20 protein-coding genes are annotated in these 23754 nt (G+C 69.9%); 12 read left to right on the top strand and 8 right to left on the bottom strand.

The genetic code is table 11. The features are described 5' to 3' along the window. The first annotated feature begins 65 nt into the window (after positions 1-65). Positions 66-623 (top strand): SigE family RNA polymerase sigma factor, encoded by a 558-nt coding sequence (locus ACIBK0_RS10235; RefSeq protein ID WP_399077680.1) that lies wholly within the window; start codon positions 66-68, stop codon positions 621-623. After that, the gene (locus ACIBK0_RS10230; RefSeq protein ID WP_399077678.1) at positions 620-1825 is read left to right on the top strand and encodes a WD40 repeat domain-containing protein; all 1206 of its coding nucleotides are present in this window, start codon (positions 620-622) and stop codon (positions 1823-1825) included. The genes ACIBK0_RS10235 and ACIBK0_RS10230 overlap by 4 nt, the downstream gene beginning before the upstream one ends. Here the strand turns inward: ACIBK0_RS10230 and dapA are convergent. Continuing rightward, positions 1812-2723 (bottom strand): 4-hydroxy-tetrahydrodipicolinate synthase, encoded by a 912-nt coding sequence (gene dapA / locus ACIBK0_RS10225; protein WP_399077676.1) that lies wholly within the window; start codon positions 2721-2723, stop codon positions 1812-1814. The genes ACIBK0_RS10230 and dapA overlap by 14 nt on opposite strands. A 195-nt stretch (positions 2724-2918) precedes the next feature. Between dapA and ACIBK0_RS10220 the strand changes: the two genes are divergently transcribed. From ACIBK0_RS10220 to ACIBK0_RS10205, 4 genes are all read left to right on the top strand, one after another. Next, positions 2919-3047, top strand: coding sequence for a hypothetical protein (locus tag ACIBK0_RS10220; protein WP_399077674.1), 129 nt, complete (start codon positions 2919-2921; stop codon positions 3045-3047). Then, a complete protein-coding gene (locus ACIBK0_RS10215) occupies positions 3044-3709 on the top strand; it encodes a hypothetical protein (RefSeq protein WP_399077672.1) in 666 nt (221 codons plus the stop codon). Before ACIBK0_RS10220 ends, ACIBK0_RS10215 begins: the two co-directional genes overlap by 4 nt. 420 nt (positions 3710-4129) lie before the next feature. Continuing rightward, positions 4130-4753, top strand: coding sequence for an ArsR/SmtB family transcription factor (locus ACIBK0_RS10210; RefSeq protein ID WP_399077670.1), 624 nt, complete (start codon positions 4130-4132; stop codon positions 4751-4753). A 19-nt stretch (positions 4754-4772) separates the two neighbouring features. Then, complete coding sequence (locus ACIBK0_RS10205) at positions 4773-5507, top strand: SRPBCC domain-containing protein (protein WP_399077668.1); 735 nt, start codon at positions 4773-4775, stop codon at positions 5505-5507. 184 nt (positions 5508-5691) lie between these two features. Here ACIBK0_RS10205 and ACIBK0_RS10200 read toward each other — a convergent pair whose 3' ends face one another. Beyond that, positions 5692-7518 (bottom strand): endonuclease/exonuclease/phosphatase family protein, encoded by a 1827-nt coding sequence (locus tag ACIBK0_RS10200; protein ID WP_399077665.1) that lies wholly within the window; start codon positions 7516-7518, stop codon positions 5692-5694. A gap of 390 nt (positions 7519-7908) precedes the next feature. Here ACIBK0_RS10200 and ACIBK0_RS10195 point away from each other — a divergent pair, with 390 nt between their 5' ends. Beyond that, positions 7909-9336, top strand: coding sequence for a hypothetical protein (locus ACIBK0_RS10195; protein ID WP_399077662.1), 1428 nt, complete (start codon positions 7909-7911; stop codon positions 9334-9336). A 152-nt stretch (positions 9337-9488) separates the two neighbouring features. On the opposite strand, the gene ACIBK0_RS10190 is transcribed toward ACIBK0_RS10195, so the two are convergent. The 3 genes from ACIBK0_RS10190 to ACIBK0_RS10180 all read right to left on the bottom strand — a co-directional run bounded on the left by ACIBK0_RS10190 (position 9489) and on the right by ACIBK0_RS10180 (position 11384). After that, positions 9489-9935 carry a hypothetical protein gene (locus ACIBK0_RS10190; RefSeq protein ID WP_399077660.1) on the bottom strand — a complete coding sequence of 149 codons (447 nt, stop codon included), beginning with the start codon at positions 9933-9935 and terminating at the stop codon, positions 9489-9491. Between the two features lie 37 nt (positions 9936-9972). Continuing rightward, entirely contained in the window at positions 9973-11088 is a 1116-nt protein-coding gene (locus ACIBK0_RS10185; protein ID WP_399077658.1) for a hypothetical protein, read from the bottom strand. A 113-nt stretch (positions 11089-11201) separates the two neighbouring features. After that, positions 11202-11384 (bottom strand): hypothetical protein, encoded by a 183-nt coding sequence (locus ACIBK0_RS10180; RefSeq protein ID WP_399077655.1) that lies wholly within the window; start codon positions 11382-11384, stop codon positions 11202-11204. Between the two features lie 381 nt (positions 11385-11765). Here ACIBK0_RS10180 and ACIBK0_RS10175 point away from each other — a divergent pair, with 381 nt between their 5' ends. The 4 genes from ACIBK0_RS10175 (at position 11766) to ACIBK0_RS10160 (ending at position 17057) form a co-directional block, all read left to right on the top strand. Next, on the top strand, positions 11766-13220 hold the full coding sequence (locus ACIBK0_RS10175; RefSeq protein WP_399077652.1) for an alkaline phosphatase PhoX: 1455 nt from the start codon (positions 11766-11768) through the stop codon (positions 13218-13220). Between the two features lie 493 nt (positions 13221-13713). After that, on the top strand, positions 13714-15294 hold the full coding sequence (locus ACIBK0_RS10170) for a TROVE domain-containing protein (RefSeq protein ID WP_399077650.1): 1581 nt from the start codon (positions 13714-13716) through the stop codon (positions 15292-15294). Between the two features lie 78 nt (positions 15295-15372). Then, a complete protein-coding gene (locus tag ACIBK0_RS10165; protein WP_399077647.1) occupies positions 15373-16026 on the top strand; it encodes a GntR family transcriptional regulator in 654 nt (217 codons plus the stop codon). 14 nt (positions 16027-16040) lie between these two features. Next, complete coding sequence (locus tag ACIBK0_RS10160; protein WP_399077645.1) at positions 16041-17057, top strand: 1-aminocyclopropane-1-carboxylate deaminase; 1017 nt, start codon at positions 16041-16043, stop codon at positions 17055-17057. 51 nt (positions 17058-17108) lie between these two features. On the opposite strand, the gene ACIBK0_RS10155 is transcribed toward ACIBK0_RS10160, so the two are convergent. Next, on the bottom strand, positions 17109-18572 hold the full coding sequence (locus ACIBK0_RS10155; RefSeq protein ID WP_399077643.1) for an MFS transporter: 1464 nt from the start codon (positions 18570-18572) through the stop codon (positions 17109-17111). A 134-nt stretch (positions 18573-18706) separates the two neighbouring features. Here ACIBK0_RS10155 and ACIBK0_RS10150 point away from each other — a divergent pair, with 134 nt between their 5' ends. Next, positions 18707-19273 carry a TetR/AcrR family transcriptional regulator gene (locus ACIBK0_RS10150; protein WP_399077641.1) on the top strand — a complete coding sequence of 189 codons (567 nt, stop codon included), beginning with the start codon at positions 18707-18709 and terminating at the stop codon, positions 19271-19273. A 215-nt stretch (positions 19274-19488) separates the two neighbouring features. On the opposite strand, the gene ACIBK0_RS10145 is transcribed toward ACIBK0_RS10150, so the two are convergent. After that, positions 19489-22104, bottom strand: coding sequence for an NACHT domain-containing protein (locus ACIBK0_RS10145; protein WP_399077639.1), 2616 nt, complete (start codon positions 22102-22104; stop codon positions 19489-19491). A 222-nt stretch (positions 22105-22326) separates the two neighbouring features. Further along, positions 22327-23547 (bottom strand): TerD family protein, encoded by a 1221-nt coding sequence (locus ACIBK0_RS10140; protein WP_399078020.1) that lies wholly within the window; start codon positions 23545-23547, stop codon positions 22327-22329. Positions 23548-23754: the final 207 nt, after the last annotated feature.

The raw sequence follows: 23754 nt of genomic DNA, 5'->3' as shown, positions 1-23754 counted from the left end.
GGGCGGGCACGTCACAAGGGGCACAGGGGCGGGCCACAGGGGACGCCGGGGAAGAGAAGGTGACGATGGATGCCGAAGCGCAGGAGAGCTTCCGGGAGTTCGTGGCGAACCGGTCGTCCGCGCTGCTGAAGACGGCTGTGCTGCTCAGCGGCGGCGACCGGCACGCCGCCGAGGACCTGCTGCAGAACGCCCTGATCAAGGCCGCGGGGCGGTGGCATCATATCGACGAGCCCGAGGCCTACGTCCGGCAGATCCTGTACCGGCAGCAGGTGAGCCGCTGGCGGCTGAAGTGGCCGAGACGGGAGCTGAGCGTCGCCGAGCCGCCCGAGGCGTCGCCCGGCGCGGACGACCTGTCCGCCGCCGAACTGCGCGTCGTGATGCGCGGGGCGCTCGCCCGGCTGACGGCACGCCAGCGCACCGTGCTCGTGCTGCGCTACTTCGAGGATCTGCCGGAGGCCGATGTGGCCCGGCTCCTCGGCTGTTCCGTCGGGACCGTACGGTCCACGACGCATCGCTCGCTCGCCCGGCTGCGGGCGCTCGCCCCCGAACTGGCCGCGCTCGGCCCGGAGGGCGGCGCACAGCCCGAGTCCCGTGACTTCTCGCCCGTGGAGGTGCGTTCGTGAACGTCGAAGAACTCGTACGCGACACGTTCCGCGAGCAGGCCGCCGACGGCGTGCCCGCACCGCCCGGCTTCGCGGACCGCGTGCTCGCCGTCCGCAGGCGCCGCAGGACCCGGACCATCGCGGGCGCCGCGGTCGCGACGGCGGCCGCCGTCGCGATGGCCGTGGCGGTGCCGCTGCTCGACACCGGCGGGGACGACGTCCGCCCGGCGGGCAGGATGAACCGGAGCGGCATCATCGCCCACCCCGACCAGTCGCCGCCGCGCGATCTGATCGCGGTGGGAGACATGGTGGTCGCCGGGTTCAGCACCACCAAGATGGTGACGCAGCCGAACAAGGACCGGGTCATCACGCGGACGTACAGTCTGCTCGACCAGAAGACGGGCAAGTACGTGAAGGACTCCCGATGGTCCTTCGTGGACATTGCGCCGGGGGGCCGGACGGCGGCCGTCCTCGAGCGGCAACTGCCCGCGCGGCGCGTCGGGTTGCTCGACCTGATGACCGGCAGGGTGGACCGCTGGATCCCGGTGCCGCAGGGTGTGGCCGGCGTCGACTACTCGCCCGACGGCAAGAAGCTCGTCGCGACGACATACGCCAAGGATCCGGACCGGTTGTACTGGAGCAACCGGAGAGAGATCGGCCACGGCAACGGCACGTGGGAGGAGCCGTGGCCCGTTCCCAGCAGGACCGGGTTCTCCCTCATCGATGTCGCGTCCGGAAAGTCCGACTGGCACGAGGCGCCTTACTGGAAGGACCGGTCCGGCAACTCGCTCAACTCCCGCGCGAACTTTACGTTCAACCACGACGGCAGACTCCTCTACGAGCAGATCTCCAAAGAGCCCTACCGTCTTTACCGCGACCTGCGGGGCATGACGGTGCCCACGCCCGCCGCCGAGACGAAGCTCGTCGACGAGGAAATCGGGTTCTCGCCCGACGGGAAGCTCGTGGGCTATCCCTCGGGGGTGAGGGAGGTCGCGACGGGCAAGCCGGTCCGCAAGGTGCCCGACGCGGACCACATCGACCCGCTCGCCTGGGCCGGCAACAAGCGGTTCATCGCCTGGCAGATCGACGAAGGCCGGAAGGGGAACCCGAAGCGGCTCGTCCTCATCACCCTCGGCAACCACAAGATCGTGCCGCTCAGCGACTTCAGCCCGCAGGACTACTACGACCCCGGACACTGGGAGCCCTTGTTCAGCGGGCGCTGACCAACTCCTCGTACGCCGCGAACAGCCCGTCGACCGTCTCCCGGTCGGCGGGCCGCAGCGGTGACCGGACCGGCCCCGCGGGCAGCCCCAGCGCACCCAGCACCGCCTTCGCCGTGACGGTGCCGGGCAGACCGGAGGACATCATCAACTCGATGAGCGGGACGGCCCGTTGCTGGCAGTGGGCCGCCTCGGCGGTGTCGCCCGCGTCGAACGTGTCCAGGATCGAACGGAACTGACGGGGTGCCACGTTCGCGACGGTGCTGATGTATCCGCTCGCGCCGATCGCGTACAGCGCGAGGACGTACTCGTCGCAGCCCGCGTAGTACGCCAACTCCGTCCGGGCCAGTACCTTCTGGGTGCCCAGGAGGTCGTACGCACAGTCCTTGACCGCCACGATTCTCGGATGCCCGGCGAGCCTGATCATCGTGTCCGGCTCGATGCGCGTACCGGTGCGGCCGGGGATGTCGTACAGCGCGAGCGGCAGCCCCGAGGCGTCCGCGATCTCGCGGAAGTGCGCCTCGACCGCGTCCTGCGGGGGCCTGCTGTAGTACGGCGCGACCACCAACAGCCCGTCCGCTCCCGCCTTTTCGGCCTCCAGGGCCAGCTCCACCGTGTGCCGGGTGTCGGCCGTGCCGACGCCCGCCACGATCGACGCCCGGTCACCGACCGCCTCCCGCACCGCCCGCACCAGCGCGGCCTTCTCCGCGTCCGTCGTGGTCGGCGACTCGCCCGTGGTGCCGGAGAGGACCAGCCCGTCACACCCCTCGGAAGCCAGCTTGTCGGCGAGGTGCTGCGCACCGTCGAGGTCGAGCGCGCCCGTGGCGGTGAACGGCGTGATCATCGCGCAGAGGGCGCGGCCGAAGGGGGCGGCGGCAGACGGCGAGGTCGTGGTGGTCATGAAAGTAGTGTCGGCATCCGCACTGTGAAGCTCCACTTAATTCTTCTACGAGGTATTGGCAGCGAATGCTACGACGTGGGGAGTGGCCGAGAGGCGAGGTCCGCCGTCCGGGAGGCCGAGGCCCTGGTGTCAAATCAGCCCCTTATGGGTCACCATGACGAGGACGGAAGTCGGCGGCAGACCGCGGGAGGCGTCATGAGGCTCGGAAAGGCACTCGCCACCGGAGTTGCGGAAGAGCAGGTTCACACGGAGGAAGAAGAACTCCCCGAGATGGTGGAGGAGTGCGAAGCATCCGTGTCCGAAGAGGTTCCGGTCGGCCGATGAGGCTGCGGCTCCCCGAGGAACGACCGACGGAGCCGCCGACCGGATACAAGATCGCCCACCCGGTGCTGTCCCAGGACGGCACCAGGGCCGGGTTCACCGGCGTATCGCTGGGCGGCGCGTTGCCGTACGGAGTGCTGGACGAGGCGCGCTGTGTCTACGGGCGACGGCACCGGGCGCCGCACCGCCGCTGCGACTGCGGCTTCCACTGCGTGCACGACCGCGCCGGCGCGGAGGCGATGCTCTGCACCGCGGAGCACCGCGCGGCCGTCCTCCTCGAAGTCTCCGTCCTCGGCGCCTACATCCGCTTCGAACAGGGCTTCCGTTACGCCCGGCAGCGGGTGCGCACGGCGACCGTCCAGCCGTGCGCGTGCGGCGCCGTGGCCGGCGCGCTGGCCGACGCGGGCTGGGGCAGGCCGGGTTGGCGCGCACTGGTGGCGGCGTGCGCGGGATGCGTACGCGGTCGTACGTCCCTGTCGCTCGCTTCCTTCGCGCGGCTGGCGGGGGAGGGGCTGCGGGTCCGGGCGGCGAGCGGAGTCGTGGCCGTGCCCGCCGATCTCGGTGTGTCCGAGCTCGTCGCCGAGGCAGCCTTGTTGCAGGCGCGACTCGACTGGTTCCAGAGCCAGTTGGCGCGCTTCGACGACGGTGGCACGCAGAGTCGGTGAGGGGCTGGGGGCGGGAGGCGGCACGTCCTTGACCTGAATCCTGGTTGAAGTCGGAGGGTGGTCGGTACGCGCAACGCCTACCGGCGACCGGAGGCCGCCATGACCCGCCGCACCGCCGTCCACTCCGAACTCGCCGACTCCCGCGCCGAATCCCCGCTCTTCGGCATGTGGCACGTCGGCTCCGTTCCTGGGCGCTGAGCGGGAGCGAGGCCGTGCACTGGCACGCCCCGAACGGTCTTGGGCGTACGGGTCGTCCGCTTCCGCTTTCGGTTGGCGACACGGTTCATGCCCGTGGTCCGGTCCCGCAAGGGCGGAGTCCCTCACGACCTGGCCACGGTCGGAGCGCGGAGACGGTCGGTTCCTCCTTCCGACAACTCTGACGGTCTGGACAAAAAAAGTTTTCGGTGGGACGGTGGAGTCATGTTGGACGTGACCGTGATCGAGGACGCCGAGGCCGCCGCCGTCTCGCTGGATCCCATACGGGCCAGGCTGCTGGCCGAGCTGGCCGCCGGGCCCGCGTCGGCCGCCATGCTGGCCGGCAAGGTCGGGCTGCCCCGCCAGAAGGTGAACTACCACCTGAAGACGCTGGAGCGGCACGGCCTGGTCGAGCTCGCGGGCGAGCGCCGCAAGGGCAATGTCACCGAGCGGCTGATGCGCGCGACCGCCGCGTCGTACGTGATCTCGCCGCTCGCGCTGGCCGCCGTGCAGCCCGACCCGGACCGCTTTCGGGACCAGCTGTCCGCCCGCTGGCTGCTCGCGCTCGGCGCCCGGCTCGTCCGGGACGTGGGTTCGCTGATCACCGGCGCCGCGAAGGCCCGCAAGCGGCTCGCGACCTACGCGCTCGACGGCGAGGTGACCTTCGCCTCGGCCGCCGACCGGGCCGCGTTCATCGAGGAGCTGACGGTCGGCGTCGGCGCGCTGATCCGCAAATACCACGACGGGGACGCGGAGGGCGGGCGCCCGCACCGGATCGTCGTCGCCGTCCACCCCACGGTCAAACCCGAAGCCGCAAACGCCGCCGCGGCTGTCGAAGCCGCCCACTGATCACTCAGGAGCCACCACCATGTCCAAGGAATTCGAGATCGCCCGTGAGTTCGAGGTCGACGCCACGCCGGAGCAGGTGTGGGAGGCCATCACCAGCGGCACGGGCGGCTGGCTGTGGCCGATGGAGTTCGAGCCGCGCCAGGGCGGCGCGGGGCCCTTCGGCTCCACGCTCACCAACTGGGATCCGCCGCACCGGCTGACCAGCCTGGTCGAGGACGTCGAGAGCATCTCGCAGCAGACCCTCAACCAGATCGACGAGACCATCGAGCCGCGCGACGAGGGACGCCGGTCCTGGGTGCGGTACGTGCACAGCGGGATCTTCGTCGAGGACTGGGACAACCAGTACGACGGCGCGGACAAGCACACGGACTTCTATCTGCACACCCTGCGCGAGTACGTGACCCACTTCGCGGGCCGCCCCGTCGCCTTCTCGACGTTCGACGGACCTGGCGCGTCCGTGGCATCGGACGCCTTCACCGCGGTCGGTCGGGCGCTCGGCCTCGCGGACGACACCGCCGAGGGGGCGCGGGTTCGGGCCCAGGGGCCCGAGGGCCAGGTCCTCGACGCCGTGGTCGACTACCGCAACCCGTACTTCATCGGGCTGCGCACCGACAACGCCCTCATCCGCTTCTTCGGGCGCAACCACTGGGGCGCACCGGTCGGTATCAGCGTCCACGACTTCGCGGCCGACGCCGACGCGAAGCGGAACGAGACCGCTTGGCAAGGCTGGCTGAACGGGGTGTTCGGCGCCTAGGCGGCCCGCTTCGGATCACGCCGACTTCGGGTTGCGGCGCCGCACCACCGCGGCCCAGGCATGATCCAAAAGACAGGCCCCAGCCGCGGACACCGGACTGAGAAGAGCCCGGCCCCCCGGACGACGGGGCCGGGCTCTTCGCCGTGCGGGCTGCGGCCCTGGCGGCCGCAGCTCCGCTACAGGCCTACGGCCGGAACCGCAGCACCTGCGGGTCGTGGTCGCTGATCTGGTCGGAGAACTCCGAGTTGATGTGCACGCTGTCGTAGTCGAAGTCGCAGCCCTCGCGAATCGACGGGCTGACCAGGATCTGGTCGAGGACCTGCTGGTTGCCCTGATAGTCGTACGTGTAACGCTCGCTCTTCGGCAGCGACTTGATCGCCGACCAGAGCTCGCCGTCGCCTTCGAGGATCTTGGTGGTGTCCGAGAACTCGAAGTCGTTCATGTCGCCGAGGGTGATCACGTCGGCGTTCTTCTGCGCCTTCAGGATCTCGTTGACGAAGGAGTTCACCGCCGTCGCCTGGAGGTGACGCTGGGTCTCCGAGCTGCGCGTCGGGGGCTGGTACTGCGAGGTCAGCCCCTGGTCGCCGCCCTTCGAGTTGAGGTGGTTGGCGATCACGAAGACCGTCCTGCCGCGGAAGACGAACTCGCCCGCCAGCGGCTTGCGGCTGGACGTCCAGGCCGTGTTGGCCGGGTCGACACGACCGGGGGACGCGGTCAGCTGTGCCTTGCCGTGCACCTTGGTGACACCGACGGCGGTCGTCGAGTCACCGCCCGCGCGGTCGGTGAAGGAGACCCGCTCAGGGTTGAAGAGGAACACCTGGCGGATGTTGCCGCCGGGCTCGCCGCCGTCCTTGTCGTTGACGGGGTCGATGGAGCGCCAGTCGTACGTCGGGCCGCCGGCGGCCACGATCGCGTCGATCAGTTTCTGCACCGTCTGGTCGGCGGCGACCGTGCCGTCGTCCTTGGCACCGTTGTTGTCCTGGATCTCCTCCAGGGACACGATGTCGGGCGACTGCAGGTTGTTCACGATCGCGGACGCGTGGGCGTCGAAGGTGGTGTCGCCCGGGTCCAGGTTCTCGACGTTGTACGTCGCCACGGCCAGCTCGCCGCGCGACTGCTTCTTCGTCGTCTCGCGCTCCAGGCCACCCTTCTCCAGAGTGCCCAGCTGGTTCGCGACGAGCGTGTAGCCGCCGAACTGGTTGTAGTCCAGCGGGCCCGCGGTGGTGCCCGTGAGCTCGTCGCCGACGTTCGCGGTCGGGAAGTCGGCGGTCGAGCCGAGCGACTGGATCTGGATCCGGCCGGTGTTCTGCGAGGTGTACGAGCCGTACACCGAGCCGCCGCGGCGGCTCGCGTGCTCATGCGGCTTCACCGTGACCCACAGCTCGCTGTACGGGTCGGTGGCGGTGACCACGCGGGTGTCGGAGACCTGGACGTTCATGCCCTCCAGGGACTCGTAGTAGTCCAGGGCGTACTTCGTCGGCTCCAGGGTCAGGCCGTTGATCGAACCGCTCGCGGCGGAGTCGCCCGCGGGGGCGTAGTCGGCCGGTACGGACTCGGCGTCGACGACCGTCGCGGCCGGGACGGCGTTGCCGCTGGAGACCACGGTCACCGTCGGCTTGGTGATCTCCGTCAGCGACTGGTTGCCGCTGGAGGCGCCGCCGGGAACGTATTCCGAGACCGTGCCCGACACCGTGACCGAGTCGCCCACGGCGACCTTCGGGGTGGAGCTGGTGAAGACGAAGACGCCCTCACTGGTGGCCGGGATGTCGTCCGCGTTCGGGTCCTGGAACCAGAAGCCCTTCGACGAACCGTAGGTCCGCACACCGGTGACGATGCCCGCCACGTCCGTGACCTTCTGACCCGCGAGCGGGGAGGTCCGGGTGGTGCCCTGGATGTCATGGATGTGGACGGTGTCCGCGTGGGCGGGTGTGGTGAGCACCACGGCGGACAGGGTGGAACAGACCGCGGCGACGGTCAGCGCGCCTATGCGCGCGGTTCTCTTGCTCGGCAAGGGAATCCCTCCGGGGACGTACGTGAGCGCCGGGACGAGGGTGGAGCAGTCGGGGGAGCGTGACCTGGGTGCGGGCCGGTGACGCGCGTAGAAGCCGGTGAACAGGTTGCCGCTCAACTTCTACGCGCGTCAATCTCGTGTGTGGGCAGGGGAGTTGTCAAGGTTTCAGGGGTGTACGGCTGCTGTCGGGGACATGAACCGGGCGGCATAGGTGGAAATCCGTCTAGGCTGAGCCGTCGGCGCGGATTTCGGGGGCGGCCTCGGGATCCATGTGCCCCGGGACGCCCTCGGGGTCCGGTGTCGATGGTGCGTGTTGCCACTTGTTCGTGATCATTACGGCTTTTTACGATTGACCTGCTTGTCCTGGTTGTGCGGAGGAGAACCCAGCCCATGTCAGACACCTCCCCCCTGCCGCCGGTGCGGCTGCACTCCGAAGCGGAGCTGGCGCGGGACGCGCTCGCCGCGCCGCTGCTCTCCCGCGCCGCGCGGCTGGCCCGCTGGGCGGGTCCGGACACGCGGGTCGGCGCGGGGGGCGAACTCGTCGAGGAGCAGCTTCCCCAGGCGGCCCTTGAGCTCGGGCTGTCGGGTGACGACGCGGCCGCCTTCGCCAGTGAGGCCTGGGAGGTGGCCGTCGACACCGGGCTCGTCGAGATCGTGGACGAGGAGGAGGGCACGGTCACCGCGGGCGAGGACCTCTCGCTCCTCACCTCCGGCGGGCCGCAGGACGTCCTAGGGGTGTGGCTCGGCGCGCTGGAGACGGTGCTGGCCGACGCGAGCGTGCCGGACCTGGACGATCTCGTCGGCGCGATGGACGAGGGTGGCGAGATCGACCTCTCCTCCCTGGAGTGGGATCCGGAGGCGGAGGCCGAATTCCTCGACGGGGTGCTCGGCAATCTCTATCTGCTGGCCGTGAGCGAGAGCGGGCACGATGACGGGCCGGTGCCGCTGCCCGCCCTCGCCGCGTCGATGATCGTGCCCGACGACATGGCGGAGCCGACCAACGACGTGCTGGAGCAGGTGTCGGACGCGATGATGCGGCTCGACGACCAGTTCCGGCTGCTGGAGCCCATCGGACTGGTCGACTTCCAGCCGGTCGACGAGGCGTTGATGGCGGACGCCGAGGAGGAGCCGGCGGCGGCCGTCGACGACACGGACGTCTCGCGGTACGGCATGGTGCGGCTGACTCCGCTCGGGCTGTACGGGGTCCGGGCGCGGCTCCTGGAAGCGGGCATGTCCGCTCCCGCGGTGGGGGACCTGGCGGACAAGGGGGCCGACGCGCTGCTGGACGGCACGGCCGCGTTCCCGCCGGCGGCCGCCCAGGCCGAGACCGAGCAGTGGCTCGCCCGGCGTGAACCCCTGCCCGCCGCACGGGAGTTGCTGGCCGCGGCCCGCGGCGGCGATGCCGGGGCCCCGCTGCGTCGTCTGCGCTGTCAGCAGGCGCTCTCCCTCGTCGGCACGGAGGCCGAGCCCGCGCTGCGCGAGGTCCTCGACGACGCGGAGCTCGGCGGGCTCGCCCGCGTCTGGCTTTCCGAGCACGGCGCGGCCGACGTGCCCGCGCCGTCCGAGGCGATGGTCTTCTGGCTCACCGTCGACACCGTGGCGGCGCAGCTCGCGGCAGAGGGCAACTCCGCCGAGCTGCAGGCCCTCGTGGAGGGCCTGGCCCAGCAGCACAGCGGCTTCTTCGCCACAGCCTGGCGCGTCGACCACCCGGCCACCCCGGACGTCCTCGAAGCCATGGGGCGCCTCCACCCCGACAAGAAGGTCGCCAAGGAGGCCCGCAAGGCGGCGTTCAAGGCGCGGTCGCAGCAAGGGGGTTGAGCCGGAGGCGGGGCGGTCCCTTCCGCCGCTGGGGCGGAGGGGGGCTTGCCCCTGTGGAGCGGCGCGAGCCGCTCTCCCGGAGACGGCCCCCTCACCGGCGCCGTCGGCTTCTCGCCGCGGCACCGGTGAGGAACCGCCCCGCCGCGAAGGCGCTAGCAGTGGTACCGGGTCGTGTGCTTGAACGACGACGTCGCGCCGTTGAAGCCGTATGTGCCCCGGTACGCCGGTGGGTTCTGGAACTCGCCGACGATGGTGACGGTGGTGGCGCAGGAGCCCTGCCCCGCGCGCTTGGCGTCGAGGCGGATCGTCTCGCCGACGTGGCCGCCGGTGATGTCCCAGGGGGCGCCGCAGATGCCGGAGGTGATCTGGCCGCCGGTCACTACGTGCGGGTACGTGTTGGGGTTGTACTTCACCTCGATGGCGAAGGTGACCGCCCCGTTGTGGAGTTCCAGCTGCGCGGACGTGGAGACCGCCTCGACGGACACGTCCTGCTGAGAGGCGAACGCCTCGTCACGCGTCTTGACTTCCGCGCCCTGCGGGTTGTGGAAGCGGTGTTCGGAGCCGGCGTGGCTCTTCTGCCGCTTGGCCTGCGTGGTCATGCTGATTCCCTCTTCCCGTGCGGGTGTTGAGTGACCGTCAGGCCAGCTGCTCGGCGATTTCCACCCGCAGCAGCGCGCGGACGTTCTCGATGTGGTTGGCCACGGTGACGACCGAGGACCCCGCAAAGAGCAGTCCGAGCGCGACGTTGTCGAGCGAGGTCACCAGCGAACCGGAGTCGCCGCCTGCCGAGATGCTCGTCGTCAGGATCTGGTCCTTGAACCGGGCCGTCCCCGCCGTGCCGTAGTTGACGTCGATGGTCGCGTCGACCGCGATGATCCGCCCGAAGCTGATGTTCGTCGTACGGCCGGTCTTCTTCACCAGGTCGCCGACCGCGACGTTGGCCTTGCGTCGCCAGGCGCGCGGAGCACCGCTGAAGTACTGCTCACGGGTGGCGTCCTGGAACTCGACGGCACCGAGTGCGCAGTCCACCACGTTGTTGTGGCGCTCCACCGGGATCTGCGGCGCGAACTGGATCGTGATGAACCGGTCCAGGGTCGCGATGCGGTCCGCCGGGTCCGTGCCGCCGTCGAACACCCCGGGCTGCAGGATCGCACTGCCCAACTGCGCCCGGTTGGAGTCGGCCAGCACATGGTTGTTGGAGAGGATGTAGAACTTCGCCGGTGTGCCGAGGCCAGGTCCCGGCGGGTCGACAGAGGCGCCCGGCAGGAAGTCGTACACCACGCTGCCCAGCGTGCCCGCCGTCACCCGTACGTTCCCGACCGAGAAACCGGAAGGAGACGGGCGCATGCGGCGCTTGAGGAGCTGTGGCTCGAACGTACCGAGCCCACCGAGCTCTTCCAGCAACGGCTGGGACAGGCCGGCGAGTTGCTCGGCCACGCTGCCGTCGGGCTGGTAGGAGACACCGCGTTCCTCGGAGCGGCCCGAGGCCCTGTGCTGCTGACGCTGCGCGGCGACATGGCCGACCGCGATGACATCGGTGGGGGTGCCGTCGTCCATCACCCGCGGGATCACGTCCCGCTCGGGAAGCTGGGACTCCGAAACCTTCTGGGTCACGAACACCAGCACGGCTGCCTCGCCCGTGGGCTGTCCGTCGATCCACTTCACGCCATGGCCGAAGCCGACGACGTTGGCCAGCGGCGACTGCGGCCGCAGGAAGTCCGACATGGCTTGCTGGCGGGAACTGTCGCTCAATTGACCGCCAGTCGGTCCTCGCATCATTTCGGGCTGGCTCACGCCAGACCACCTCTTCGTTTTCGGCTCTGGGTTCCTGACGGGCCGCGGCGCGATGACTCAGCGCTCGGGGCTCACAAGTCCCTTTCCTGAGCGCTCACTTCACCGATCGCGAGCACGCGCACCGGTACGCCGTCGAGCTCGTCCGGAACCACGTCTTCTCGAAGGAGCCGGTCACGGGGCACTTTCCGGGTGACGAAGACGATGATCACGTCCTGTCCCGAGTGCTCGTCCCTCCCGGTGCTGACTCCACTCACGTTGGCCAGCTTCATGAGCCGGCCTTCATGGAGGCGAAGTACCCGCTTTGCGTCCATCGGGCTCGCCTCCCCTTCGGGTGGTGTGCAGTTCCTGTCTATGGCCGGGTGCGACCGGCGTCAAGGCATTCTGAAATGAATCACGAATTTCGAGAGGATCCGTGCCTGTTGACCTTCTTTACGAAGATTATTCCGACCACGGGTTCGAACGCGGGCCCTCGGGCGGGCTCCCGGAACCGGTCGGGTGGATTCACGGAAGCGGGACTCCTGAAGTCGACCTGTGTTCAACTCCCGTTCAGGCGCAGGCGGGACGGTGTGGCCGCGAACCGAGGACCGCCACCCGCCCCCCCACGACAGTCCCACTCCACCGTCACAGGAGACACCATGTCGCTCACCCGCAGGGACTTCGCCAGACGATCCGCGATCACCGGTGCAGGTGTCGCCCTGGCCGGCAGCGTCGGCGCCCTTGCCACCGCTCCCAACGCCCTCGCGTCCACGGACACGGACATCGACACCGAGGGCACGGGCGAGGCGTCGGCGGAGCACCCCGGTGTCGGCTACGGGTCGCTGATCCCCGACCCGAACGGTGTGCTCGCGCTCCCCGCCGGGTTCACGTACCGGGTCATCACCTACAGCGGCAAGACCAAGCTGGAGTCCGGCGAGTTCACGCCCTCCAACCACGACGGCACCTCCACCTTCTGCGGCCCGCGCGGCGCCACCCTCCTGGTCAACAACCACGAGCTCAAGGGCCCGCGCGCCGGCTGGAAGTACCCCGTGCCGCTCACCGAGGGCCTGGTCTACGACCCGGCCGCGTCCGGCGGCTGCACCGTCGTCGAGGTGCGCAACGACAAGGTCGCCGAGTGGGTCGGCATCGCCGGCACCTCCACCAACTGTGCGGGCGGCAACACCCCTTGGGGCACCTGGCTCACCTGCGAGGAGACCGAGGACAAGGCCGGCCAGAACGGTATGACCAAGGACCACGGGTACGTCTTCGAGGTCGACCCCGAGGACCGCCGCCGCAACCAGAACCCCAAGCCCATCAAGGCCCTGGGCCGCTACGCCCACGAGGCCGTCGTCGTCGACCCCAAGCGCGGCCGCCTCTACCTCACCGAGGACGCCGCGGGCCCGAACGGCCTGCTGTACCGCTGGACCCCGCCGCAGGGCTTCGAGCACGGCCACGGCCGGCTCGCCACCCTCGCCGACGACGCCGGAGCGCTCCAGGCCTTCAAGTGCTTCGACTCGGGCGGCAAGTTCGTCGACGACCTCTCCCGCGCCACCAAGATCGGCACCGTCTACGGCGTCGACTGGGTGGACGTCCCCGACCGTGACGCCAAGACCACCTCCGTGCGCAAGCAGTTCGCCGACGGCCAGGTCACCCGCGCCCGCAAGCTCGAAGGCATGTGGTGGGGCGACGGCGGCACGTACATCGTCTCCTCGTACGCCCGCGCCGAGAGCCCCGTCCAGCACGACGGTGCCGTCTGGTTCTACGACCCCAAGCGCCGCACCCTGACGCTGAAGGTTCTCATCGGCGTCAACCTCGACCCGTCCGTCGACGGCGCCTTCGACGGCCCGGACAACATCACCGTCTCCCCGTACGGCGGCCTCGTCATCGCCGAGGACGGCGAAGGCGTCCAGCACCTCTTCGGCGCCACCGACAGCGGCCGTACGTACCCGATCGCCCGCAACGAGCTGAACCTCGGCACCGAAGAGGAGCCCGAGTACAGCGAGTTCACCGGCGTCACCTTCTCGCCCGACGGCAAGACCCTCTTCGCCAACATTCAGGAGCCGGGCATCATGCTCGCCATCACCGGCCCCTGGAAGCGCCAGAAGCGCGGGTAATTAAATCAATGGCTCGACCCGCGGCCACCCTCCTAAAGTAGTGCACGTCCAGGTGCGAAGGCAGGACCTACTTCCACTGATAATGGGGCGGCCGCGGGTTCGAGTCCCGCCACCGGTACAACGCGCCGGTGTAGCTCAGGGGTTAGAGCACCTACGTCGGTTCCGCCGACCTGAACTCTGGACACCACAACTTCATGCACCTCCCGGTGCGCAGGCTGCGGCTACTTCTCTTCCAAAGAATCCACGCCGCCGCCGATTTGATCTCCGGAGGCGCAGCACATGGTGTGTGCCCGGTGCGCAGGCAACGGTTACTTCATTGGATCGGACGGTTGCGGGTTCAAGTCCCGTCATCGACTTCGGGTCGGTGTAGCTCAATTGGGTAGAGCATCTGGCTAAGTCCGTCGCCGACTCCTGATCTCGGGCACGCTCCATTTGCTGCGCCTCCCCTCGAAACACGACTGGAAAGTCGTAGACGAATTCGGGGGAATTCATCATGGCGCGATTCAACACCAAGGCGGCGAAGGCACAGCCCACTTCGCGAGTGACCTCGACCGGCCGTGTGCTGCGCACGTACGAGGGCGGCCTCGGCCAGGAGCGCGACGCGCGCTCCGAGCTCTTCCTGCTCGCCATCGCCAACTTCGTTTCGCAGCAGACCTTCTACGAGACCGGCGCGGCCCGTGACGACCGGTTCGCCACGCTGGTGCGCGAGCTCGCCGTCGCCGACCCGTCGTGGACGGCCGGCCTGCTCGGCTGGCTGCGCGGCGAGGGCAACCTGCGTACGGCCTCGATCGTGGGCGCCGCCGAGTACGTGAAGGCGCGTCTCGACGTGGGCGCCACCGACGGCCCGGCCAACCGCCAGGTCATCGACTCCGTGCTGCGCCGCCCGGACGAGCCCGGCGAGCTGCTCGCGTACTGGACCTCGCAGTACGGCCGCAACGTGCCCAAGCCCGTCAAGCGGGGCATCGCCGACGCCGTACGACGTCTCTACAACGGCAAGGCGTTGCTGAAGTACGACACCGCGTCCAAGGGCTACCGCTTCGGCGACATCCTCAACCTGGTGCACGCGGCGCCGGACCCCGGCAAGCCGTGGCAGGGCGAGCTGTTCCAGTACGCGCTGGACCGGCGCCACAACCCCGACACGGCCGTGGTGCCCAAGTCGCTGCCCGTGCTCGTGGCGCACCGTGACCTGATGGCGCTGCGGCCCGCCAAGCGGCGCAAGGTCGTGACCGGAGCGCACGGCGCGCAGCGCCTGGCAGAGGCGGGCATGACCTGGGAGGCGCTGGCCGGCTGGTTGCAGGGCCCGATGGACAAGGCGGCCTGGGAGGCCGTGATCCCGTCCATGGGCGCGATGGCGCTCGTGCGGAACCTGCGGAACTTCGACGAGGCGGGTGTCAGCGACGAGGTGGCGGCTCAGGTCGCCGCCAGGATCAGCGACCCGGCGGAGGTGGCGCGTTCGCGGCAGTTCCCGTTCCGCTACCTCGCCGCGTACCAGCATGCGCCCTCGCTGCGCTGGTCGTACCCGCTGGAGCAGGCCCTCGGCCACTCGCTGGCCAATGTGCCGGCGCTGCCGGGGCGGACGCTCGTGCTCGTGGACCGGTCCGGTTCGATGTTCTACTCGCGGCTGTCCGACCGCTCCGAGCTGAACCGGGCGGACGCGGCGGCGATCTTCGGAACGGCGCTCGCGCTGCGGGCGGCGGACGCGGATCTCGTCGAGTTCGGCACCAGCAGCAACCGAGTGAAGTTCCGCAGGGGCGAGTCGGTGCTCAAGGTGCTGGAGCGCTTCGGGGACCTCGGCGGCACCAACACCAGCGAGGCGGTGCGGGGGCACTACAAGAAGCACGACCGGGTGCTGATCGTTACCGACGAGCAGGCCACGTACAGCCACTACGGCGACCCGACCGAGCAGGTCCCGGCGCACGTACCGGTCTACACGTGGAACCTGGCGGGGTACCGGGCGGGCCACGCCCCGTCGGGCAAGGGGAACAGGCACACGTTCGGCGGGCTCTCGGACGCGGCTTTCCGGATGGTGCCGCTCCTTGAGTCGGCGCGGGACGCGGACTGGCCCTGGAAGTGAGCGGATGAGTGCGGCCCGTACTTCGGTGCGGGCCGCACTCTTGTGCGCAGAGAGAATTGATATCTAACATTTCAGTTCATGGAGGCGATACGGCCCGTGCGTCGGACCCTGCTGAGGGACCGCGCGTACGAGGCGATACGGGACGCCATCGTGGCCGGCGACATCGCGCCGGGCGCGGTGGTGCGGGACGCCGAGCTGGCCGAACTGCTCGGGCTGTCGCGGGCGCCGGTGCGCGAAGCCTTCTCACGACTGGTCGACGAAGGGCTGCTGGAGTCCAAGCCGCAGAGCTACACCCGGGTGACACCCGTGGTGGCCGCCGATGTGCGGGACGCCGCGGCCGTCGTCGGCGCCATGCACGAACTGGTCACCCGGGCGGCGGTGCCCCGGCTTCCGGTGGACCACGTCCGCGCCATGCGGGACGCCAACGTGCGGTTCGCCGCGGCCGTACGCGACGGCGACGTGGACGCCGCCCTTCGCGCCGACGACGAACTGCACGACATCCTCGTCCGCGTCAGCGGCAACCGAGCCGCCGCGGCCACCATCGCCCGCTACACCCCGCTCATCCGCCGACTGGAGCGACGACGCTTCGGTGAGGGCGGCAACTGCCGTTCGGCCGGCCTGCACGAGCGGCTGATCGAGGCCTGCGCGCGCGGTGCGGTGGACGAGGCGGTCCGCGTCACGGCGGAGATCTGGCGGGGCCTGGAAGAGCTCGCCGACGAAGCGGCCCACTGAACCCGGGAGGACCCATGCCCCTTTCCTCGTACGAGCGTTACCCGCTGCTCTTCGGGCCCTCGTCCGTGCATCCGCTGGAGCGGCTGACGAAGCACCTCGGCGGCGCCTCCCTGTGGGCCAAGCGGGAGGACTGCAACTCCGGTGTCGCGTACGGCGGGAACAAGACCCGCAAGCTGGAGTACCTCGTCGCCGACGCGCTCGCGAAGGGCTGCGACACGCTCGTCTCGATCGGCGGCGTGCAGTCCAACCACACTCGTCAGGTCGCGGCCTGCGCCGCCCGCGCCGGACTCAAGTGCGTGCTGGTCCAGGAGAGCTGGGTGGAATGGCCCGACTCCGTGTACGACAAGGTCGGCAACATCCTCATCAGCCGGCTCGCCGGCGCGGACGTACGGCTTGTGCGGGCCGGATTCGGGATCGGCTTCAAGGAGAGCTGGGAGCAGGCGCTGCGGGAGGTCGAGGAGTCGGGCGGCAAGCCGTACGCCATACCTGCGGGGGCTTCCGACCATCCGCTGGGCGGGCTGGGGTTCGCCGCGTGGGCGTACGAAGTCACCTCGCAGGAGAGGGAGTTGGGAGTCTTCTTCGACACGGTGGTGGTGTGCTCCGTGACCGGGTCGACCCAGGCGGGCATGGTCGCCGGGTTCGCCGCGCTGGAGGAGGCGGGTGGGAGGCCACGGCGCGTCCTCGGGATCGACGCGTCGGCGGCACCGGCCCGTACCCGTGAGCAGATCGCGCGGATCGCCCACGGCACGGGCCGACTCATCGGCGTACGCAAGGAACTGACGGAAGCGGACGTCGAGCTGGACGAGCGGTACCACGCGGGGACGTACGGGATCCCGGACGAGGCCACGCTGGAGGCGATGCGCCTCGCGGCGCGCACCGAGGGGATGGTCACCGACCCCGTCTACGAGGGGAAGTCGATGGCCGGGATGGTGGATCTGGTGACGCGGGGCGAGATCGGGCGGGAGTCGACCGTGCTCTACGCCCATCTGGGCGGGCAGCCGGCGTTGAACGCGTACAGCGCGCTGTTCTAGGCGGTGGTCTTCTCTCGGCAGGGGGCTTCGTCCCCTGTGCGGTGGGGTCCTCTACGCGGTGGCCTTCGGCTTGGTACCGGTGATCACGAGCGCCGACACCAGCAGCGCGGAGAGCGCGATCAGCGCGCCGACGCCGAAGGCGCGGGCCGCGCCGTGGGTGAGGATCTCGGACGGTGATCCGGTCGTGTGCCGGGTCACCGTGCCGAACACCGTGACCAGGATGGACAGTCCGAGCGTGCCGCCGAGCCACTGGAGAGTCTGCAGCAGACCGGACGCGGCGCCTGCCTCCCGCGGCTGGACGCCCGCGAGGATCGTCGCGTTGAGCGGCATGAAGCTCAGACCCACGCCCATACCCATCAGCAGCAACGGGCCGAAGAGGCCGGTCGGATAGCCGTCGCCGGGGTGGAGCCGCCACAGCCACGCGGCCGCGGTGACGAGCAGGGCCATGCCGGTGAGCAGCACCGGTTTGGCGCCGAAGCGCGCCAGGAGCCGCGGTACGAAGCGTACGGTCGTGAACATCGCCAGCGTCATCGGAAGGAAGGCGAAGCCCGCGCGCAACGGGCTGTATTCCAGGACCTGTTGGCAGAACAGGGTGAGGAAGTAGAACGCGCCGAACATGCCCGCGGGCAGCAGCAGGACACCCGCGTAGCCTCCCGCGCGGTTGCGGTCGGCGAACAGGCGCAGCGGCATGATCGGCTGGCCCGCGCGGGACTCGATCAGGGTGAAGCCCGCCAGCAGAGCCGCCGCCGCGCTGAAACCGAGCTGTGCCTGGGTGTCGCCCCAGCCGTCCCCCGAGACCCGGATGAACGCGTACACGAGCGAGGTCGTCCCGGCCGTGCCGGTGAGCGCGCCCGCCGCGTCGAACCGGCCCGCGTGGCGCGGGGTCTCGGTGACGAAGCGGGGGAGGGCGGCCGCGACCGCGATGCCGATCGGCACGTTGATCAGCAGGGCCCAGCGCCACGATGCCCACGACGTGAGCATGCCGCCGAGGACCAGGCCGATGGAGGCGCCGATGCCCGCCATGGAGGAGTAGACCCCAAGGGCATGGTGGCGGCGCGGGCCCTCCGGGAAGTTGGTGGTGATCAGGGCGAGTGTGCTGGGCGCGGTGAGGGCTGCGCCCACTCCCTGCAGCGCGCGGGCCGTGAGCAGCCAGGCGTTCTCGGTGGCGAGTCCGCCGAGGAGGGAGGACGTGGCGAAGAGCAGAACGCCGATGGTGAGCGTGCGGCGGCGGCCGACGATGTCGCCGACCCGGCCGCCGAGGAGCAGCAGGCCTCCGAAGGCGAGCGTGTAGGCGTTGAGAACCCAGGAGAGGTCGGTGGGGGTGAAGTGGAGGTCCTGCTGGATGTCGGGCAGTGCGACGTTGACGACCGTGGAGTCGACGCCGACCATCAGGTAGGCGGTGACGATGACTAAGAGGACGGTGCCGAGCCTGGCCGGCTGTTGCTGGGACGGGGCCTTGGGCGGGCTGGTGCTGGTGCCGGCGGATGGGGTGGACGGGGTGGACGGGGTGGACATGGGATGCTCCCTGTCTCGTGTCCCCGGTGGGTGTGTGCGGGCAGCGCGGACTGCCCGCCCAATAAGCGGGGACTGTCTCCGTTTAGTACTCGGTAAGATACGGAGAGGGTCCCCGGTTGGCAAGGAGTATCTGAATGGCGCAGGTCAGGCCGATGCGGGCGGATGCGCGGCGGAACTATGAGCGGCTGATCAAGGAGGCGACGGTCGCGTTCGCCGAGCACGGGGAGGGTGCGTCGCTCGACGACATCGCCAAGCGGGCCGGGGTGGGGTCCGGGACGCTTTACCGGCACTTTCCCACCAGGCAGGCCTTGTTGGAGGCTGTGTACGTGGACAACATCGAGGCGATCGCCGCGCGCGCGGACGAGCTCGCGGCGGAGCTGTCACCCGGCGAGGCGCTGGTGGAGTGGCTCAATGAGCTGAGCGAAGGGATGATCCAGATCCGCGGGCTGAAGGCGCTGCTGGGCTCGGCCGTCACGGACGGGAGTTCGCCGGTACTGACCGCGTGCGGGGACTCGGTGAAGGGCGCGGCCACGCGGCTGGTCGGTGCGGCTCAGCGGGAGGGGACGCTGCGGGCGGATGTGGAGCCGATAGAGGTACTGCGGCTGGCGCACGGGGTGGCTACCGCGTCGGAGCTGGCGAATGGGCAGGGGAAGTACATTCGCCGGTATGTGTCGTTGCTGACGGAGGGGCTGCGTCCCTAGTGCCCCGGCGGGCAACGTTTGCCCGTCGAGGAGCGGCGTCCGGTGTGTGCTCTGGGGGTCCCCCCGGCCGGAGGTTGGGGGAGTGCCGGCCGGAAGTCCTCGTACTGGACGTACGTGGGCTTTCGGCCGGTGCGGCGAGAGGGCGTGCCGGGCGTCGCGACGGGGCGAACGTTGCCTGCCGGGGCACTGGGCGGGCGGGAACTCGAGGGTAGGCGTTACGGCGAAAGCCCGCCCAGGAGATCGGCGGCACTGTCCGTTGCTGTTTCCGGAGGGACCGAGGGCGGGCCGATGGGCTCCCGGAGAACCCGTACGGAGGGAGGAAGCGTCTCCGCGGGGGTCTCCGGTATCTCGAAGAAGACGGTACTGAGATGGGGGAAGGCGCTCAGCCACTCCCAGGTGCAGTCGAGGTCGACCTCCACCCAGAGGTCGTAGAGGCTGTCCCGGTCACACGCGTGCCGGAACTCCTCCGGGGTGAACGGACCCGAGATCTTGATGCGGGACCGGCCGCCGAAGCCGCGCAGCACCCGCAGTTCCGCGGGGTTGGAGACCGGGAAGTACAGATAGTCGTCGGCCAGGTGCGCGACGACCTCCTCGGCGTAGCGGTCGCAGTCGAACCGGCTCCAGACCCGGGCCAGTTCGGCCCGCACCCGGATGTCGGTCAGCTCCCGGTACGCGGCCAGCACCGGAATCGCCGCGTCGGTCGCGATGCGCGTCGCGGTCAGCACGGTGAAGTAGGCCTCGTCCTGCGTGAGCCCCTCCGGTCCCGGAAGCAGATCCAGGACGACCGGGCCGACATCGGCCAGCGCCCGGGCCTGCTCCGCCGACTGGGGCGGAATCAGGGCCTCGGCCCGCCGCTGCACCTCGGTTCTGACCTCGGGTTCCAGTTCCGTCGCGTGCTCCAGGCAGGCGGCCGCAAGGAGATGGAGCCGACGGCTCTCCTTCTCCGAGCAGTCGCCGCGCTCGATGAGCCCGGTCAGCAGCCGCGTACGTTCCGTCGGGCGCGCATGGGCGACCGACATCCGGATGACGTCCTCCCACTGGTCGAGATGGGCGTGCGCGATGAGGAAGTCGAAGTCGAGACCCTCCACCGCCGCCTTGGCGCCCAGGTAGTCCTGGAAGGTGCGGTGGATGAAATCCATCGAGCCCTTGGTCGGCTCGCGCAACAGGCCGCTGCGCACCAGCAGATGGCGGTAGATCTCCTCCGCGGTGCCCTGCTCGGCGATGCGCGGCATCGCCGGAAGGGCATGTGCCAGGAGGTCGACCGCGTCGGCCCGGTCCATCTCGGAACGGCCGTTGCGGATCATCCAGTACGCGAGCTTCTGGATCAGCTGGACGTGATGGGCCTCGCCGATGCGGATCGTGCCCGGCTTGTAGATGCCCCGCTCGCGGTCGCGCCGGGACAGCAGCATGGAGAGGGCGGCGTCGTAGATCTCCTTGCGGCCGTCGGGGAGATGGCCGCGGCGGTCCTGGTGGAGTGCGCAGATCAGCGCGCACATCAGAGGATTGGTGGCCAGTCGGCCCAGATCCTGCTTGGCGCGGATCGCCCGCAGCAGATCCTGCGCGTACTGGTCGCCGATGCCGGCGGCCTTGTGCCATCGCCGGACGAACTCGGCCAGGTTGTCCCGGCTCATCGGGGCCAGGTCGAGCTCCGCGAAGTCGTCACCGACCAGCCAGTCCTCCCGGACGGCGGACGGCCGCGAGGTGACCAGCCACCGGTTGCGTGGATAGGAGTCGACCAGATCCTGCAGCCAGCGGCGGGCCTCCTCGCGCTCGTTCTCCGGGATCTCGTCGATGCCGTCGACCAGCATGAGCCCGCGCCCCGACCGCAGCACCCGGTCGAACCAGCCCGTCGGCTGAAGGGCGGCGATCGGACAGCCCACCTCGGACAGGAACTCGTCGGGCGTGGGGAGCTTGGCACCGCCCCGCGTCAGCGTGCGCAGCGGAAGGACGAACGGAACCAGGCCGTACAAGTACAGCAGCCGCTCGTCGAGCGCCTTCTGAGCGGTGGACACCGCCAGCCACTGCACCAGCGTCGTCTTCCCGGAACCGGCGACCCCGCGCAGCAGCACGCGATTGCGCCCCGCCAGCACCTGGTCGGCGGGGAGCAGCATGGGGTTCGTCGTGTCGCCCACCGCGTCCAGGCTCAGATACGCGGCGTCGAGCGGCCAGGTGCCCGGCGACTCGGACAGATCGAGCCCGAAGATCGTCAGCTTGCCGTGCTTGGAGGCGATGTAGCGGGCATAGCGCTCCTCGAACGGAGCGTCGGCCGGCGACGGCGTCCGCGCGATCAGCCCGTCGATCTTCTTCGACAGCTCCTCGATCCGGTGGCTCTGCTCCACCAGCGTGCGGGCGACGAAGGTCGACCGCTGGGTGAAGAAGTGGACGATGTGCAGACAGGCGGTGTCGAGCACACTCACATAGAGATAGACCGCGTCGTTCGACAGCCCGAGCGTGGCGGAAGGGCTCTGCGCCCGCAGATGCTGCGACAGAGCCATGTGGCCGAGCTGGACGGCCTGGACGTCGTCCATGTCGATGCTGTCCATGGCGCGCAGGGTGTCGGCGACCGAGTGGGCCACAGCAGCCAGTTCGTACGACGGGAGGCGTTCCGCCACACCCGTCGACTGCGCGGCCCGGCTGACCAGTTCCTTGGCGATCTTGTGCAGGTCGAGGTCGGACAGGACGCGTTTCTCGCCCGTGAACGAGACGAGGCTCGAGATGCGTACGGGCTTGTCGACCAGCCCCGCCCCGGCCCCCTCGGCCACGAACAACTTCTTGATCAGCGGTGCGACCACGCTCGACGCGAGCCGAGCGCCAATGGCAGCGGGATCCATCTGTCCCCCGTCGGGTGCGTACGGACGGCGGCCACCTCGGTGTGACCCGCCGCCGGGTGCCCGGACTGAGCAGAGTAGGACAAAGGCGGCTACCGCGCAGGGGGAACGGGGCGGGATGTCGCCGGACATGAAGCACGGCGGTGGTGACCTCAAGTCCGCACCGCCGTCTGCCTCTTGCGCGCCCTTGCGCGCTCCCGTGCGCCGGTCGCCGGCGAGCCGTCGCTAGAGCGCCTGGGCGGCCGGCTTCACCATGCCGCGGACCGTGCGCGACTTCACGAAGTCGCCCATGGCCGTCATCTCCCATTCGCCGGAGAACTGCTTGATCAGCTTGGCCATCATGACGCCGGTCTGGGGTTCGGCGTTGGTGAGGTCGAAGCGGACCAGTTCTTCGCCGGTGGCGGCGTCGAGGAGACGGCAGTAGGCCTTGGCGACCTCGGTGAACTTCTGGCCGGAGAAGGAGTTGACCGTGAAGACCAGGCCGGTGACGTCCTGGGGGAGACGGCCGAGGTCCACCACGATCACCTCGTCGTCGCCTCCGCCCTCGCCCGTGAGGTTGTCGCCGGAGTGCTTGATGGCGCCGTTCACGATGGAGAGCTTGCCGAAGTAGCAGCTGTCGATGTGGTTGCGCTGCGGGCCGTACGCGATGACCGAGGCGTCCAGGTCGATGTCCTTGCCGCGGTAGGCGGGCTCCCAGCCGAGGCCCATCTTGACCTGGGAGAGGAGCGGCCGGCCGCCCTTGACCAGGGAGACGGTCTGGTTCTTCTGGAGGCTGACCCGGCCCTTGTCGAGGTTGATCTTGCCGGAGGCCGCCGGGGCTGCTGCCGCCGCGGGGGCGGGGGGCGCGGCCGGGGCCGGCGGGGCCGTGAGGCGGGGGTCCAGGGGCGGAGCCGGCGGGGCGACCGGGGGCTGCATCGTGGGGGCGGGCGGGGTGATCGGCTGGGCGGGGGCCGGTTCTTCCACCGTGACGCCGAAGTCCGTGGCGATGCCCGCGAGGCCGTTCGCATAGCCCTGGCCGACCGCTCGGGCCTTCCAGGCGCCGTTGCGGAGGTAGACCTCGACGATCACCAGGGCCGTTTCCGTGCCCAGCTGAGGCGGGGTGAAGGTCGCGAGTACCGAGTTGTCGTCCGCGTTGCGGATGGTGGCTGTGGGTTCGATGCCCTGGAAGGTCTGGCCGGCCGCGTCCGGGCTCGCCGTGACGACGATCTTCTCGATGCCCGGGGGGACGCCGGTCGTGTCGACCGTGATCGCGTCCGGGGCCGTGCCACCGCCCGAGCGGTACGTCACGCCCGGGCCGGCGGGCTGGTTGTAGAAGATGAAGTCGTCGTCGGAGCGCACCTTGCCGTCGGCGGTGAGCAGCAGGCCCGATACGTCGAGCCGCACCGGGGCGGCGACGTCCACCGTCACGCGAGTGACGGGGAGAGGGATGTTCGAGCCAGGGGTCATAGCTGTCATGCCTGGGGTAACGAGCGGGGGCGCTTTACCGTTCCCTTACCCAAGGAGTTATTGATTTGGGTGCGGATGGGGCGGTTTTCGCCCCCTCCGCCCCTGCCCGTTCCCGTCACGGGGGGGGGGGGGGGCCCCCCCCCCCCCCCCACCCAAAAAACAGCAAACCACCCCCCCCAGGCCCGGGGGCGGGGGACGGCGCGCGGC

The organism is Streptomyces sp. NPDC050564 (assembly GCF_044457265.1).
Lineage (GTDB): Bacteria > Actinomycetota > Actinomycetes > Streptomycetales > Streptomycetaceae > Streptomyces.
The sequence above is the reverse complement of the archived record's forward strand: the minus strand, read 5'-3'. Positions and strand labels throughout refer to the sequence as shown.

Excerpts from the sequence above, each read along its gene's own strand:
- ACIBK0_RS10140 (WP_399078020.1), bottom strand. The coding sequence starts at position 23,547 with ATGACCCCTGGCTCGAACATCCCTCTCCCCGTCACTCGCGTGACGGTG.
- ACIBK0_RS10215 (WP_399077672.1), top strand. The coding sequence starts at position 3,044 with ATGAGGCTGCGGCTCCCCGAGGAACGACCGACGGAGCCGCCGACCGGA.
- ACIBK0_RS10210 (WP_399077670.1), top strand. The coding sequence starts at position 4,130 with ATGTTGGACGTGACCGTGATCGAGGACGCCGAGGCCGCCGCCGTCTCG.
- ACIBK0_RS10160 (WP_399077645.1), top strand. The coding sequence starts at position 16,041 with ATGCCCCTTTCCTCGTACGAGCGTTACCCGCTGCTCTTCGGGCCCTCG.
- ACIBK0_RS10145 (WP_399077639.1), bottom strand. The coding sequence starts at position 22,104 with ATGGATCCCGCTGCCATTGGCGCTCGGCTCGCGTCGAGCGTGGTCGCA.
- ACIBK0_RS10175 (WP_399077652.1), top strand. The coding sequence starts at position 11,766 with ATGTCGCTCACCCGCAGGGACTTCGCCAGACGATCCGCGATCACCGGT.
- ACIBK0_RS10155 (WP_399077643.1), bottom strand. The coding sequence starts at position 18,572 with ATGTCCACCCCGTCCACCCCGTCCACCCCATCCGCCGGCACCAGCACC.
- ACIBK0_RS10150 (WP_399077641.1), top strand. The coding sequence starts at position 18,707 with ATGGCGCAGGTCAGGCCGATGCGGGCGGATGCGCGGCGGAACTATGAG.
- ACIBK0_RS10235 (WP_399077680.1), top strand. The coding sequence starts at position 66 with ATGGATGCCGAAGCGCAGGAGAGCTTCCGGGAGTTCGTGGCGAACCGG.
- ACIBK0_RS10220 (WP_399077674.1), top strand. The coding sequence starts at position 2,919 with ATGAGGCTCGGAAAGGCACTCGCCACCGGAGTTGCGGAAGAGCAGGTT.
- ACIBK0_RS10205 (WP_399077668.1), top strand. The coding sequence starts at position 4,773 with ATGTCCAAGGAATTCGAGATCGCCCGTGAGTTCGAGGTCGACGCCACG.
- ACIBK0_RS10170 (WP_399077650.1), top strand. The coding sequence starts at position 13,714 with ATGGCGCGATTCAACACCAAGGCGGCGAAGGCACAGCCCACTTCGCGA.
- ACIBK0_RS10190 (WP_399077660.1), bottom strand. The coding sequence starts at position 9,935 with ATGACCACGCAGGCCAAGCGGCAGAAGAGCCACGCCGGCTCCGAACAC.
- ACIBK0_RS10195 (WP_399077662.1), top strand. The coding sequence starts at position 7,909 with ATGTCAGACACCTCCCCCCTGCCGCCGGTGCGGCTGCACTCCGAAGCG.
- ACIBK0_RS10165 (WP_399077647.1), top strand. The coding sequence starts at position 15,373 with ATGGAGGCGATACGGCCCGTGCGTCGGACCCTGCTGAGGGACCGCGCG.
- dapA (WP_399077676.1), bottom strand. The coding sequence starts at position 2,723 with ATGACCACCACGACCTCGCCGTCTGCCGCCGCCCCCTTCGGCCGCGCC.